Raw genomic sequence first — 13,519 nt, forward strand, 5'->3', positions numbered from 1 at the left:
CCTTCCACCGGATGTGGCGCGAGCTGCTCCCGATCGGCCGCCACTCCGCCTCCGGCGGCTACCGGCGCTTCGCCTGGAGCGGTGTCGACCGTGACTGCCGGGCCTGGTTCGAGGAACAGGCCCTCGGCCGTGGCCTGCGCTACGAGACCGACCGGAACGGCAACCAGTGGGCCTGGCTCGGCGACCCCGCCGCCGGGGACGCCGTCGTCACCGGGTCGCATCTCGACTCCGTGCCGGACGGCGGGGCCTTCGACGGGCCCCTCGGCGTCGTCTCCGCCTTTGCCGCGCTGGACGAACTGCGCGGCCGGGGCGCGCGGTTCACCCGCCCCCTCGGCATCGTGAACTTCGGTGACGAGGAGGGCGCCCGGTTCGGGCTCGCCTGCGTCGGATCCCGGCTCACCGCCGGACAGCTCACCCGCGAGCAGGCGCACCGGCTCACCGACGGCGAGGGCGTGACGCTGCCGCGCGCCATGGAGGCCGCCGGCTACGACCCCGACGCCATCGGGCCCGACCCCGAACGGCTCGCCCGCATCGGCGCCTTCGTCGAACTCCACGTGGAGCAGGGCCGGGCGCTGGACCTGTCCGGCGACCGGGTCGGCATCGCCAGCGCGATCTGGCCGCACGGCCGATGGCGGTTCGACTTCCGGGGCGAGGCCAACCACGCCGGCACCACCCGGCTCGCCGACCGGCGCGACCCCATGCTGTCCTACGCCGAAACCGTCCTCGCCGCCCGCCGCGAGGCCGAACTCGCCGGTGCCGTCGCCACCTTCGGCAAGATCGCCGTCGAGCCGAACGGCGTCAACGCCATCCCCTCCCTGGTGCGCGGGTGGCTCGACTCGCGCGCCGAGGACCAGCTGAGCCTCGACGCCGTGGTGGGCGGTATCGAGAAGGCGGCCCGGCAGTACGCGGACGCGCACGGGATCGACCTCGACGTCGTCCGCGAGTCGTTCACCCCCGTCGTCGAGTTCGACCACGCCCTGCGTGACGAACTCGCCCGCATCCTCGGCAAGGACCCCGGCCTCACGGTCCCGGTCCTCGGCACGGGCGCCGGACACGATGCCGGGATCCTGTCCGGGAGCATCCCGACCGCCATGCTGTTCGTGCGCAACCCGACCGGCGTCTCCCACTCCCCGGCCGAGTCCGCGACCGAGGACGACTGCGTGGCCGGGGTACTCGCCCTCGCCGACGTACTGGAAGGACTGGTCCGCACGTGACGCCCACCCAGCAGACCCGTACGTACTGGCTGGAACACGCCTGGCTCGGCACGCACGTCGAGCCGGGCGTCGCCCTCGACGTCAACGACGGCCGCGTCACCGCCGTCCGGACCGAGGTCACGACCCCGCCCCCCGGCGCCGAGGTCCTGCGCGGGCTCACCCTCCCCGGGCTGGCCAACGCCCACAGCCACGCCTTCCACCGGGCCCTGCGCGGCACCGCCCAGGTCGGCTCCGGAACCTTCTGGACCTGGCGCGAGGTCATGTACGCCACGGCCACCCGGCTCACCCCGGACACCTACCACGCCCTGGCCCGTGCCGTGTACGCCGAGATGGCCCTGGCCGGCATCACGGCGGTCGGCGAGTTCCACTACGTTCACCACGCCCCAGGCGGCACCCCCTACGCCGACCCCAACGCGATGGGCGAGGCCCTGATCGCGGCCGCCGCCGAAGCCGGGATCCGCGTCACCCTCCTCGACACCGCCTACCTCTCCTCCGGCTTCGGGCAGCCGCCCTCCGCCCAGCAGCTCCGCTTCTCCGACGGCACGGCGGACGCGTGGGCCGAACGCTGTTCAGTTCTCAAGGAACGGGATCACGCGCGGATCGGAGCGGCGATCCACTCCGTACGGGCCGTGCCCGCCGACCAGTTGGCGACCGTCGCGAGGTGGGCCGAGGAACGGCGGGCCCCGCTGCATGTGCACCTGTCCGAGCAGACCGCCGAGAACGAGGCCTGCCTGGAGATCCACGGGTGCACCCCGACGCAACTGCTCGCCCTGCACGGCGTCCTCGGACCGCGCACGACCGGCGTCCACAACACCCACCTCACCGCCGAGGACGTCTCCCTCATCGGCGGCAGCGGCACCGGCACCTGTATGTGCCCCACCACCGAGCGGGACCTGGCCGACGGGATCGGGCCCGCCGCCGCCCTGCAGAACGAGGGCTCCCCGCTCTCCCTCGGCTCCGACAGCCACGCGGTGATCGACCTGCTGGAGGAGGCGCGCGCCCTGGAGCTGAACGAGCGCCTGCGCACCCGCACCCGAGGTCACTGGACGGCCGCGGCCCTGCTGCGGGCGGCCTCGGCCGACGGCCACGCGGCCCTCGGCTGGGAGGACGCGGGCGTCCTGGAAGCCGGGGCGCTCGCCGACTTCACCACCATCGCGCTCGACTCGGTCAGGACGGCAGGGCCGCTTCCGCGGCTCGGGGCCGAGACGGCCGTATTCGCCGCGTCGGCAGCGGACGTGTCGCATACGGTCGTGGGAGGTCGGCACGTCGTACGGGACGGGGTCCACTCCCTCGTACCGGATGTGCCGAGAGCCCTCGCGGACGCCGTCGAAGCACTGCGCGGATGACGGCAGCGGGCCGTCCACCCGCACGGCCCGCGCCTGCCTCCGTCCCCGAACCCGACCCCACCGCCGACCAGGCCACCAAGGACGCCATGAGCAACGCGACGACCGTCAGCCCCGCCCACTCCGCGAGCACCGCAAGCACGCTCATCACGAACATCGCCAGCCTGGTCACCAACGACCCCTCCCTCGGTGACAATTCCCCCCTCGGACTGGTCCGGGACGCGGCCGTCGCCATCGAGGGCGACCGCGTCGTGTGGACCGGTGATCAAAGCAAAGCACCCGCCACTGACAATCGGGTCGACGCAGGTGGCAGGGCGGTCCTCCCGGGCTTCGTGGACTCCCACTCGCACCTCGTCTTCGCGGGCGACCGCACACAGGAGTTCAACGCCCGCATGTCGGGGCGGCCCTACAGCGCGGGCGGCATCCGCACGACCGTCGCGGCCACGCGGGCGGCGAGCGACGAGGAACTCGAGGCCAACGTCACCCGTTACCTCGAAGAGGCCCTCCGCCAGGGCACCACCACCTTCGAGACCAAGTCCGGCTACGGCCTCACCGCCCACCACGAGTCCCGGGCCCTGCGCATCGCGGCCGCCCACACCGACGAGGTCACCTATCTCGGCGCCCATATCGTCGCCCCCGAGTTCACCGAGGACCCGGCCGGCTATGTCGCCCTCGTCACCGGCGAGATGCTCGACGCCTGCGCCCCGTACGCCCGCTGGATCGACGTCTTCTGCGAGAAGGGCGCCTTCGACGGCGACCAGGCCCGCGCGATCCTCACCGCGGGCAAGGCCAAGGGCCTGCACCCCCGGGTCCACGCCAACCAGCTCTCGTACGGCCCGGGCGTCCAGCTCGCCGTCGAACTGGACGCGGCCAGCGCCGACCACTGCACCCACCTGACCGACGCGGACGTGGACGCCCTGGCGAACAGCCGTACGGTCGCCACGCTCCTGCCCGGCGCCGAGTTCTCCACGCGGGCCGAGTGGCCGGACGCCCGCCGTCTCATCGACGCGGGCGCCACCGTGGCCCTGTCCACCGACTGCAACCCGGGCTCGTCCTTCACCTCGTCCGTCCCGTTCTGCGTCGCGCTCGCCGTACGGGACATGGGCATGACCCCGGACGAGGCCGTCTGGTCGGCCACGGCGGGCGGTGCGGCGGCCCTCCGGCGCACCGACATCGGGCGCGTCACCCCGGGCGCGTACGCCGACCTGACGCTCCTCGACGCCCCGAGCCACGTCCACCTGGCCTACCGCCCCGGCGTCCCCCTGGTCACCGGAGTCTGGCGGCGCGGCGTAAAGGTGCCGTGACCGCCGAAACGGCCCGAGGTTGTGCACGACTTCCATACCGGATACATCACAAGTCCACGACAAAGAGAACTTGACGATCCGCCACATCCTCATCCATCACCCATAACGGACTTGACCTCCTGTGTAGCGCGACGGAAGATCACGCCCAGTCGCAGCGTGCACCGTGACCCATGTGCCGGCCGCCGCGACGAGGGGGGTCTTCCTGCGGCGCGTCCATTTCAAGGACGTGCCGTTTCATGTGTGGACACGTGGGCGTACACAGTGAACGCACCGCGATGCCACCGCTCTCCTCCCTGCCTCACCACCCGGACGACAGGAGGAAGCCCATGGCAGACGAGATGGTTCAGCGCGCCCAGAGATTCATCAACACCACGTACAACAACGGTGCGACACTGGGCATATCCAAGCTGGCGGAGAACGGCCAGACCGGCTGGCCGGTGATGTACGCCCTGACCCGGGCGCTCCAGTACGAGATGGGCATCACCGCCCTGTCCGACTCCTTCGGCCCGACCACCCTGGGGAAGATCGGCGAAAAGTACGGCAAGCTGGACGAGACGACCATCCCCTCGGCCAACTTCTGCCGCATCATCCAGTCCGCCCTGTACTGCAAGGGCTACGACGGCGGCGAGATCGACGGCAAGTACAACGACCGGGTCAAGGACGCGGTCGTGAAGCTCAACCAGAACATGGGCGTCTCGGGCACCTACCCCGGCAGCTCCCTGTGGCCGAAGGTGGTCAAGGGCCTGTTCAACATGGACGCCTACGTCACCGTCGGCGGCGGCTCGGACACCATCCGGACCATCCAGCAGTGGCTGAACGGCCGTTACATCCTGCGCAAGGACTTCTACGTCATCCCCTGCGACGGCCACCACTCCCGTGACGTCGCCAAGTCGATGCTGTTCGCGATCCAGTACGAGCTGGGCATGGCGGACGGCGTGGCCAACGGCGTGTTCGGACCCGGCACGCAGTCCGGTCTGAAGAGCCACACGGTGACCAACGGCAGCACCGGCGTGTGGGCGCAGCTGTTCACCGCGGCCATGATCCTGAACAAGCGGAACGTCCCCTTCGGTAACTTCACCTCCGCGGTGCAGTCCGGCGTGGAGACCTTCCAGTCCTTCAGCAAGCTCCCGGTCACCGGCAAGGGCGACTTCCAGACCTGGGCGTCGCTGCTCGTCTCCTACGGCGACCAGTCTCGCAAGGGCACGGCCTGCGACGGCGTCACGATGATCACGCCCGCACGGGCGCAGGCCCTGAAGGACGCCGGCTACAAGTACATCGGCCGCTACCTCTTCAACCCCTCCAGCACGAGCCTGCCGGAGAAGCAGATCCAGCCGGGCGAGCTGGCCACCATCAAGGAACACGGGCTGAGCTGCTTCCCGATCTTCCAGACGTGGAGCCGGTCGGCCGACTACTTCAGCCCCAACCAGGGCACCGCCGACGCGTTCCGCGCGATCGAGTGGGCCGAGTACCACGGCTTCAAGCCCGGCACCATCATCTACTTCGCCGTCGACTACGACGCGATGGACGGCGAGGTCACCGAATTCGTCCTCCCGCACTTCCGTGGTGTGATGCGCACGATCGGAGAGAACTCCGGCTACGGCGTGGGCGTCTACGGCCCGCGCAACGTCTGCCAGCGCGTCGCCGACGCCGGCTACGCGGCGGCGAGCTTCGTCTCCGACATGTCCAGCGGCTTCTCCGGAAACCTCGGCTACCCGCTGCCCACGAACTGGGCGTTCGACCAGATCTCCACCATCAAGGTCGGTTCGGGTGCGGGCCAGATCGAGATCGACAACAACATCGTCTCCGGCCGTGACTTCGGCCAGAGCAGCTTCAACCCGGGCGCCGACTTCGGGGGGCTGGACACGGACCTGGACAAGGACGCCTACCGGGACGCCCTGCTCAAGGACGTCCAGGCGTACCTGGTCTCGATCGGTGTGCCGGAGACCGGTGGCGAGAACTGGGAGCCCGACGACGACTGGGCCACGCTCGGCGGCATCTCCACCACCAAGGCCGTCGACCTGGTGCTGAGCGCGGACTGGCTGTTCACCTCGCTTGCACGGCAGCTCAAGCTCCGCAAGGCGCTCATCCAGGCGCCGGTGCTGTGGGAGCTCCGCAAGCTGAACCCCTTTGACGTCGCCGCCGACGAGGCCGTGAAGAAGGGGCTGGACGACGACTGCAGCACCGGCTGGGGACAGATCTTCGCCTGGGTGACGATCGATGCCCGCAACTACTGCCGGGAGCAGGGCATCATCAACGGCTCGCCGCTCACGAACGACGACATCCCCATCGTGTGGAAGCAGCTCAACGAGGACCCGACGTACAACATCCGCTCGGTGGCTTACCTGACGATCTACAACGCCCACCAGATCGGCGCGCCCCGGCCGAGCCTGACCAGCACCCCGGCCCAGACTCAGGCCCTGCTGGCCCGGTACAACGGCACCGGCGGCGACGCCGAGAAGTACGGCCGTGAGCTGCTCGGCCTGTACAACCAGCTGGAGAACTACAACAAGCTGTCGCGCGGTTAGTGAGACCCGATGAAGACGAACACCGAACACCGGTGGCTCCGGCAGAGCTTCCCCCTGGTCGTCAACGTCCTGCTGGGGATTCCGGCCGTGGTGCCCGCGTTCATGCTGTGGTACTTCGCGGCGAACTGGCCCCTTGCCTCACTGGGCTGGACCGACCGCGAACCCACCGAGAACGACGGTGTGCTCCCCTGGGTGATAGTCGCCACACCGGTCTTCATCCTGTTCGGCCTCATCTGGTGGCTGGCCAATCGCCCGTTCCGCCGCAGGACGGCGCTGTCACCCGGCAGGTACTGGCTGCTGAGCGCGGTGGCCACCGCACTGCCCACGCTCACTCTCATCATCATCAGCCTGGGAAGGAACTGAAAACGTGTCCGACAACGCGCGCAGCAGCATGAGCGGCATCCCGAGACGGGCCCTGGTCAAGGGGGCCGGTGTGATCGCAGTCGCGGCAGCCGCAGGCTCATTCGCGCAGGCCACCGCCATGGCCGCCCCCGCGAGCGCTCCGCTGAGTGCCGCCCGGAAGAAGGCCCCCACCTCCGCCAACGGCTGGACCCTGGAAAAGGAGGCCAACCACGTCTCCACCGTCTGGACGCGTCCCGTCCCGGGCACCGGCCTGGAGGTCGACGTCCGGATCGGTGACGCGGAGGCCATCCTGCTCCACGTGGTCCGGCGCTACCACTACGAGGTCGAGCAGCTGCCCCGCGTCGACCTCGCGGGCTGGCAGCGGATCGGCGGTCTGAAGAAGGGCGCGCCGGAGTCCAACCTCGCCTCGGGCACCGCGGTGCGGATCCGCCCGGGTGCGGCCGCGAGCGGCAGCCTCTTCCCGCTCCAGGTGCTGACGGTGCGCGACATCCTCGCCGACTGCGGGGGCGTGGTGCGCTGGGGCGGCGACGACAGCCCCGTGGACGAGTCGCTGTTCTACATCGACCGCGGCCCGGACGACGCGTCGGTCCATGCGCTCGCGGACCGGCTGCGGCTGGCCGAGGCCACGCCCGGTGAGGGCGCCGGCGTGACGGTTGACGTGCTGAGCCGCTCCCGCCGTGACCGCGCGGAGCGGCTGGTGCGGGAACAGCGCGCGGGCTGAGCCCCGTAAGGCACGCGCCCGGGGGCGGACCGTTCGGTCCGCCCCCGAGGGACACGTCACCCGACTGGGATCACATGAGGATCACTCCTCGACGGTCAGCCCCTTGCGGAGCCGTACCAGCGTCCGCGACAGCAGTCGCGACACATGCATCTGCGAGATGCCCAGTTCCTCGCCGATCTCCGACTGTGTGAGACCCGCGACGAACCGCAGCGACAGGATCTTCCGGTCGCGCGGGGGCAGTTCGGCGATCAGCGGCTTCAACGACTCGACGTACTCGATGCCTTCGAGTCCGTGGTCCTCGTAGCCGATGCGGTCCGCGAGCGCGCCCTCGGAGTCGTCCTCCTCCGGCTGGGCGTCCAGCGAGGAGGCGGTGTAGGCGTTCGAGGCGGCCATGCCCTCGACGACCTCGTCCTTGGACAGGCCCAGGCGCTCGGCCAGTTCCGTCACCGTCGGGGCACGGTCCAGCTTCTGCGCCAGTTCGTCACCGGCCTTGGCCAGGTCGAGCCGGAGCTCCTGGAGCCGCCGCGGCACGCGCACGGACCACGAGGTGTCGCGGAAGAAGCGCTTGATCTCGCCGACGATGGTCGGCATCGCGAAGGTGGGGAACTCGACACCCCGGGAGAGTTCGAACCGGTCGATCGCCTTGATCAGGCCGATGGTGCCGACCTGGATGATGTCCTCCATCGGCTCGCTGCGGGAGCGGAACCGGGAAGCGGCGAACTTGACCAGCGCGAGATTCAGTTCGACAAGCGTGTTGCGGACGTACGAGTACTCGTGCGTGCCTTCCTCCAGCGCTTCGAGGCGCTCGAAGAGGGTCTTGGACAGAGCCCGTGCGTCGACCGCGCCGACCTGCTCGTACGGGGGGATGTCCGGAAGTCCGGCGAGAACGTCGTCCTGTGTGACGAGCGTCTCGTCCTGCTCGATGGGATCCAGATGTTCCGGAGGGGGTGTCGACGTCGCTTTCTGGGTACGCGATGCGTCGAGCCGGGGTGACATGATGTCCTCCATCGTTCTCGGCATAAGGCTGCCGGAGCCAATTACGTGCACTGCGGTGTGCGGCGCCTCCAAAGCCGGCCGTGTGTCGGGTACGTGTCCTTACTAGGCCTACCCGCTTTCCCGAGCCCACCGCAAGTGCGTTCTGTGGGCATATGTCCGTTTGTGTGTAGTTGTTCGGGTGTCGAAGCGCGTCATGAAGGCGTAGTGTTCGAGGGCGTCAGCAAGCAGCCTCGACGTCAGGAGAGAGAGACGGCATGGACCGCGGGACGGTCGGCAGCGCACAGTCTGGCCGGCTTCTGGTGGAGGTGCGGGAAGAGGGCTCTAGCGCCGTCGTGACCCCGGCGGGTGAGTTGGATCATCACACCGCCGATCTGTTGCGTGAGCCACTCGAGGACTGCCTCGCCAAGGGATTCAAGCGCCTGGTCATCGACTGCGCGCGCCTGGAGTTCTGCGACTCCACGGGGCTCAATGTGCTCCTCGGCGCACGGCTGAAGGCGGAGGCCGCCGGTGGCGGCGTGACCCTCGCCGGGATGCAGCCGGTGGTGGCGCGCGTATTCGAGATCACGGGTGCGGACGCGGTCTTCACCGTCCACGACACGCTCGAGGCGGCCCTGGCCGACGAGTCGAGCTGAGCGGCGGTGCGTCGGCGCGCCGAGCCTCGGCCTTCCCTCTGTGACCGACGTCCCACGTCCGTCACGCCCTTCGTGCCGAATCCGGGGGTGTTCCGCCGGGACGCCAGGGCAGGAGACATCCTGAACCTGTTGGCTGCCGGGGTGTGGGGGGCACCGCGAAACCGATCCGCCGCGCACTGCGTGACTGACGGTGTACAGAATCTTTTGAATCGTGAACTGGTGAATCGGTGAGGTGAAGCGCTGATGAGCACCACCCGGCCTTACCCGCCGGGCGACCGCGGGCCGGAGCCCAGCGGCGTTTCCGGGGCGTCCGAGGGTGGCGTACCGGCGGCCACTGCGTCCGGCGAGGGCGTGGGCGCGCCGTCCGGAGCCGCGGCGCCGCCGGGGGGACGGCAGGTGCGCCGGCTGAGCTTCGACGGGGAGAGCGGTGTCGTTCCGCTCGCCCGCGACTTCACCCGCCAGGCGCTCTACGCGTGGGGCTGGCTGCCCGCCGCCTCCGCCGACCGGCGGGCCGCCGCCGAGGATGTGCTGCTCGTCGTCTCCGAGCTGGTCACCAACGCCTGCCTGCACGCCGGGGGGCCGGACCAGCTGTGGATCACCTGCGACAACAAGGTGATCCGCCTCGAGGTCGCCGACCGGGGCACCGGGCAGCCGGCTCCCCGTAATCCGCACCGGGCGGGGCGCCCGGGCGGCCACGGCATGTTCATCGTCCAGCGGCTGTGCCTGGACTGGGGCGTCGTGCGTACGCCGGGAGTCGCCGGCAAGACGGTGTGGGCGGAACTGGGCGCACCCGCCTGACCGGGGACCGTCCACCGGTCCCCACGGATTCCCCTTCGTACCTCCCCTCATACGTCACTCGCCGCGCGCCGGATCGCCACAGATCCGGCGTGCGCTGTGTCTTCCTTCCTCCGGGTCCCGGGCGTACCTTGACGGCCCGATCTGATGCGCCGTCAGGAACAGGAAGGGGAGTGGCATCGTGTCGTACCGGAGTCGAACCGCCGCGCTCGCGTCCGCGGCGGCCCTGGCCGGCTCGGCGGTGTTGATGGCCGCCCCCGTGGCCCGGGCCGAGGTCGTCGACGTCAACTACCAGTGCAAGACGCCGATCGGCGACAAGAGCGCCGTCTCGCCCATCGACATCAAGGGCGTCGAGGACGGCGACGGCTACAAAATCACCATGTCCTGGCAGAAGGGCGTCTCCTCCAGCCCGGTCGAACTGGGCAAGGGCGCGATGACCCCGAGCGCCACGATCGCCCTGGGCGGTGCCGACAACGGCACCCTGACGGTGACCGGCCCCGCCAACGACGCCGCGATTCCGGCCAACACCCCGATCAAGATCAACGACCTGAGCGGGACGTATCTGCCGAAGAAGAGCGGGGAGGTCACCTTCACGGCAGGTGTGCTCACCATCAAGGCGCTCGGTACTACGACGACATGCACCCCGACCAACGACCCGGGCCCGTCCCTGACCCTCGACGTCAAGGCCGCGACCGGCGACGGCACCGGCTCCGCCCAGGGCGGCGGCTCCGGCCCCGGCCCGGACACCGGCGCCGGGCTTCCGCGGACCGGGCCCGAGGACTCGGCCATCGCCCTCGGCACCTTCGGCGGGACGGTCCTCCTCGCCGGCGCGGCAGGCGCCCTGTGGCTGACACGCCGTCACCAGAGCGCACACGCCCGCCGCTGAGCATGCGCCGGACCTTTGCGGTAGCTGTTCTGCTGGTGTCTCTGCTGGCCCTGGTTGGGGCCGGGCCCGTCGGGGCCGTGGAGCGGCCCCGGGTCGAGGTGTCCGAGGCGGAGGCAGGGGCGGGTGGGTCGGTCACCGTCAGCGGTAGTGGCTGGCGGGCGCGTGCCCTGCTGACGCTGCTGGTGTGCGGGCAGGCCGAGCCGGACCGGGGTGTGACCGGCGGCACCAACTCCTGCGCCAACGCCGACGGCCGGGCCGTCACCACCGACGCCGAGGGGCGCTTCCGCCGTGCCCTGCCCGTCGTCGAGCCGCCGGTGCCGTGCCCTTGCGTGGTGCACGTGGAGACGGTGACCGGAGCCGGTGCCGAGGCCGACGCGGCCCTCCGGATCGCCGGGCACACGGTCGAGCCGCTGCCCGCGGAACGGTCCGGCGGGCGGCTCTCCCTGCTCGCGGACACCAGGCTGCGCGGCGGCGACGGGCTGCTGACCTGGTTCGGCTCGCCGCCCGCCCGGACCCTGGAGGTCACTGTCGGCAACGTCGGCACGTCCCCCGTGAAGGATCCCGTCTTCCAGGTCGGCACCGCGCACGGCGTGTTCGCCCCGCAGTGGCAGGACCAGCGATGGCGCGGCACGATCCGGCCCGGCGGCGAGACCCGTATCGAGCTGCCCGTGGAGCTCGCGGCCGGGGCGAACGGCGACTACACGGTGTCCCTGAAGTACGGCGGCAAGGTCCTCGCCGAACACCCCTGGGGCGTGGGCCGCCCCTGGGGCGTGACCCTGTTCTGGGGCCTGGTCCTCCTGGTCGTACCGGCGGCGGTGATCCGCGCCGGCCTGGCCCTGGTGGACCACGTCCGGCCCCGCCACCCCGGCCACGCGGCCCGCCCGGCCCGTCGCAGGGTGCTGCCCGCGCTGTCGCACCGCCCGAGGAAACGCGCCGGGACGGGCACGCCCTCCGCGGCCCCGGCCCTGCCCTGGGTCACCCCCGACGCGGGACCGGAAGACGCGAGGCGGCCCTCCGCCGCGTACGGAAAGGACCCGACGACGAAGGCCTGACCAGCACGAGCGCACGCGAAAGGGCCGCCGCGTCCCGGGGAAGCGGCGGCCCTTCGTCATGGCCCGGCGGGGCGGGTCAGCGGACGTTGCCCATGAGCTCCTTGACCTTCTTGCGGTACATCCACACCGCGCCACCGGCGAGGACGGCGAGCGTGGCCTCCAGGGCCACGATGCCCGTCTTGTTCAGGTCGACCCCGGCGATGGAGAGCAGACCGGTCGTGGCGTCACCGGCGGTGACGGCCAGGAACCAGACGCCCATCATCTGCGAGGCGTACTTCGCGGGCGCCATCTTCGTCGTCACCGACAGGCCCACCGGGGAGAGCAGCAGCTCACCGACGGTCTGCGTGAAGTAGATCGCCACCAGCCACAGCGCCGCCGCCTTGTGACCGCCCTCGGCGATCGACAGCGGGGCCAGGAAGAGGAAGAAGGACGCGCCGACCAGGACCAGACCCGAGCCGAACTTCACGATCGTGCTCGGTTCCTTGCCGCGCCGGTTCAGGGCCAGCCAGAACCAGGCGAAGACCGGGGCCAGCGCCATGATCAGGACCGGGTTGACCGACTGGTACCAGGAGACCGGGAAGCCCCAGCCGAAGACGCTGTTCTCGGCGGAGGAGTCCGCGAAGATCGACAGCGTGGAGCCGCCCTGGTCGTAGATCATCCAGAACACGGCCGCGGCCACGAAGAACCAGATGTACGCGGACATCTTCGACTGCTCGGCACCGTCCAGGTCCTTGTCGCGCTTGATGCGGACCAGGACCATCGTCGGGATGATCACGCCCAGCAGGGTCAGCGGGACCAGGATCCAGTTGAGCGTGTAGTGGCCGGAGAAGCCGACGATCGCGTAGAAGACGACCGCGATACCGGCCCAGATCGCCGCCTTGCGCAGCGTCGAGGCCTTCTCCTCGCCGGACAGCGGCGTCGGGACGGCGGAGGAGCGCTCGGCCAGGTTGCGCGAGCCGATCAGGAACTGGACGAGGCCCAGCGCCATGCCGAGCGCGGCGAGCGCGAAGCCCAGGTGCCAGTTGACGCTCTCACCGATGGTGCCGATGATCAGCGGCGCCGCGAAGGCGCCGAGGTTGATGCCCATGTAGAAGACCGTGAAGCCACCGTCGCGGCGGGGGTCGTCCGGTCCGTCGTAGAGGTGGCCGACCATCGTCGAGATGTTGGCCTTCAGCAGACCCGAACCGATCGCGACCAGGCCGAGACCGGCGTAGAAGGTGCCGGAGGAGGGCAGGGCCAGCGTGAGATGGCCCAGCATGATGACGCCGCCCGCGATGGCGACGGTCTTGCGCGGCCCCCAGACGCGGTCGCCGAACCAGCCGCCGGGCATGGCGAGCAGGTACACCAGCGACACGTACACGGAGTAGATCGCCGTCGCCGTGGCCGCGTCGAGGTGCAGGCCACCAGGGGCCACCAGGTACAGCGGGAGCAGGGCCCTCATGCCGTAGTAGGAGAACCTCTCCCACATCTCGGTCATGAAGAGAGTGGCCAGTCCGCGGGGGTGGCCGAAGAAGGTCTTCTCGGAGCCGGGGGTGCCCGGGCGGGCCGAGTCCTTCGTCAGGCTGGACGCCATGGTCGTTCCTTGCTGGTCGGGACGCGCCCCGCGACAGGGGTGGTGCGCCCGGTGGGGGGCTGTCGGCGCCGGAGCGTACGGCCGTCGCCCCCGACGCCTACGGGGGTCCGCTCCG

The 13,519-nt window shown here is 70.5% G+C and carries 12 protein-coding genes; 10 read left to right on the forward strand and 2 right to left on the reverse strand.

The annotated features are described in order from the left end of the window. Positions 1 to 11 precede the first annotated feature (11 nt). The 6 genes from ACIBK5_RS10570 to ACIBK5_RS10595 all read left to right on the forward strand — a co-directional run bounded on the left by ACIBK5_RS10570 (position 12) and on the right by ACIBK5_RS10595 (position 7,470). Positions 12 to 1,214 (forward strand): allantoate amidohydrolase, encoded by a 1,203-nt coding sequence (locus ACIBK5_RS10570; RefSeq protein ID WP_399018340.1) that lies wholly within the window; start codon positions 12 to 14, stop codon positions 1,212 to 1,214. Further along, the gene (locus tag ACIBK5_RS10575; protein WP_399018202.1) at positions 1,211 to 2,560 is read left to right on the forward strand and encodes a formimidoylglutamate deiminase; all 1,350 of its coding nucleotides are present in this window, start codon (positions 1,211 to 1,213) and stop codon (positions 2,558 to 2,560) included. The genes ACIBK5_RS10570 and ACIBK5_RS10575 overlap by 4 nt, the downstream gene beginning before the upstream one ends. Next, on the forward strand, positions 2,557 to 3,861 hold the full coding sequence (gene hutI, locus ACIBK5_RS10580) for an imidazolonepropionase (RefSeq protein WP_399018204.1): 1,305 nt from the start codon (positions 2,557 to 2,559) through the stop codon (positions 3,859 to 3,861). Before ACIBK5_RS10575 ends, hutI begins: the two co-directional genes overlap by 4 nt. Before the next feature lie 326 nt (positions 3,862 to 4,187). Next, positions 4,188 to 6,386 (forward strand): glycoside hydrolase domain-containing protein, encoded by a 2,199-nt coding sequence (locus ACIBK5_RS10585; RefSeq protein ID WP_399018206.1) that lies wholly within the window; start codon positions 4,188 to 4,190, stop codon positions 6,384 to 6,386. A gap of 9 nt (positions 6,387 to 6,395) precedes the next feature. After that, positions 6,396 to 6,749 (forward strand): hypothetical protein, encoded by a 354-nt coding sequence (locus ACIBK5_RS10590; protein WP_399018208.1) that lies wholly within the window; start codon positions 6,396 to 6,398, stop codon positions 6,747 to 6,749. A gap of 28 nt (positions 6,750 to 6,777) precedes the next feature. Next, positions 6,778 to 7,470: a hypothetical protein gene (locus ACIBK5_RS10595; RefSeq protein WP_399018341.1), complete on the forward strand. Its 693-nt coding sequence runs from the start codon at positions 6,778 to 6,780 to the stop codon at positions 7,468 to 7,470. A gap of 81 nt (positions 7,471 to 7,551) precedes the next feature. On the opposite strand, the gene ACIBK5_RS10600 is transcribed toward ACIBK5_RS10595, so the two are convergent. Then, the gene (locus ACIBK5_RS10600; RefSeq protein ID WP_184598226.1) at positions 7,552 to 8,478 is read right to left on the reverse strand and encodes an RNA polymerase sigma factor SigF; all 927 of its coding nucleotides are present in this window, start codon (positions 8,476 to 8,478) and stop codon (positions 7,552 to 7,554) included. A 242-nt stretch (positions 8,479 to 8,720) separates the two neighbouring features. Between ACIBK5_RS10600 and ACIBK5_RS10605 the strand changes: the two genes are divergently transcribed. The 4 genes from ACIBK5_RS10605 (at position 8,721) to ACIBK5_RS10620 (ending at position 11,831) form a co-directional block, all read left to right on the forward strand. Continuing rightward, positions 8,721 to 9,098, forward strand: coding sequence for an STAS domain-containing protein (locus tag ACIBK5_RS10605; RefSeq protein WP_189726744.1), 378 nt, complete (start codon positions 8,721 to 8,723; stop codon positions 9,096 to 9,098). A gap of 243 nt (positions 9,099 to 9,341) precedes the next feature. After that, positions 9,342 to 9,896 (forward strand): ATP-binding protein, encoded by a 555-nt coding sequence (locus ACIBK5_RS10610; RefSeq protein ID WP_399018212.1) that lies wholly within the window; start codon positions 9,342 to 9,344, stop codon positions 9,894 to 9,896. 178 nt (positions 9,897 to 10,074) lie between these two features. Further along, positions 10,075 to 10,779: an LPXTG cell wall anchor domain-containing protein gene (locus ACIBK5_RS10615; protein ID WP_399018213.1), complete on the forward strand. Its 705-nt coding sequence runs from the start codon at positions 10,075 to 10,077 to the stop codon at positions 10,777 to 10,779. 2 nt (positions 10,780 to 10,781) lie between these two features. Beyond that, a complete protein-coding gene (locus ACIBK5_RS10620) occupies positions 10,782 to 11,831 on the forward strand; it encodes a hypothetical protein (RefSeq protein ID WP_399018215.1) in 1,050 nt (349 codons plus the stop codon). 76 nt (positions 11,832 to 11,907) lie between these two features. Here the strand turns inward: ACIBK5_RS10620 and ACIBK5_RS10625 are convergent, their stop codons facing one another. Next, positions 11,908 to 13,404 (reverse strand): oligopeptide:H+ symporter, encoded by a 1,497-nt coding sequence (locus ACIBK5_RS10625; protein ID WP_399018216.1) that lies wholly within the window; start codon positions 13,402 to 13,404, stop codon positions 11,908 to 11,910. Positions 13,405 to 13,519: the final 115 nt, after the last annotated feature.

Source organism: Streptomyces sp. NPDC050546, from assembly GCF_044457425.1.
Classification (GTDB): domain Bacteria; phylum Actinomycetota; class Actinomycetes; order Streptomycetales; family Streptomycetaceae; genus Streptomyces.

Excerpts from the sequence above, each read along its gene's own strand:
- ACIBK5_RS10570 (WP_399018340.1), top strand. The coding sequence starts at position 12 with ATGTGGCGCGAGCTGCTCCCGATCGGCCGCCACTCCGCCTCCGGCGGC.
- hutI (WP_399018204.1), top strand. The coding sequence starts at position 2,557 with ATGACGGCAGCGGGCCGTCCACCCGCACGGCCCGCGCCTGCCTCCGTC.
- ACIBK5_RS10585 (WP_399018206.1), top strand. The coding sequence starts at position 4,188 with ATGGCAGACGAGATGGTTCAGCGCGCCCAGAGATTCATCAACACCACG.
- ACIBK5_RS10590 (WP_399018208.1), top strand. The coding sequence starts at position 6,396 with ATGAAGACGAACACCGAACACCGGTGGCTCCGGCAGAGCTTCCCCCTG.
- ACIBK5_RS10595 (WP_399018341.1), top strand. The coding sequence starts at position 6,778 with ATGAGCGGCATCCCGAGACGGGCCCTGGTCAAGGGGGCCGGTGTGATC.
- ACIBK5_RS10600 (WP_184598226.1), bottom strand. The coding sequence starts at position 8,478 with ATGGAGGACATCATGTCACCCCGGCTCGACGCATCGCGTACCCAGAAA.
- ACIBK5_RS10605 (WP_189726744.1), top strand. The coding sequence starts at position 8,721 with ATGGACCGCGGGACGGTCGGCAGCGCACAGTCTGGCCGGCTTCTGGTG.
- ACIBK5_RS10610 (WP_399018212.1), top strand. The coding sequence starts at position 9,342 with ATGAGCACCACCCGGCCTTACCCGCCGGGCGACCGCGGGCCGGAGCCC.
- ACIBK5_RS10620 (WP_399018215.1), top strand. The coding sequence starts at position 10,782 with ATGCGCCGGACCTTTGCGGTAGCTGTTCTGCTGGTGTCTCTGCTGGCC.
- ACIBK5_RS10625 (WP_399018216.1), bottom strand. The coding sequence starts at position 13,404 with ATGGCGTCCAGCCTGACGAAGGACTCGGCCCGCCCGGGCACCCCCGGC.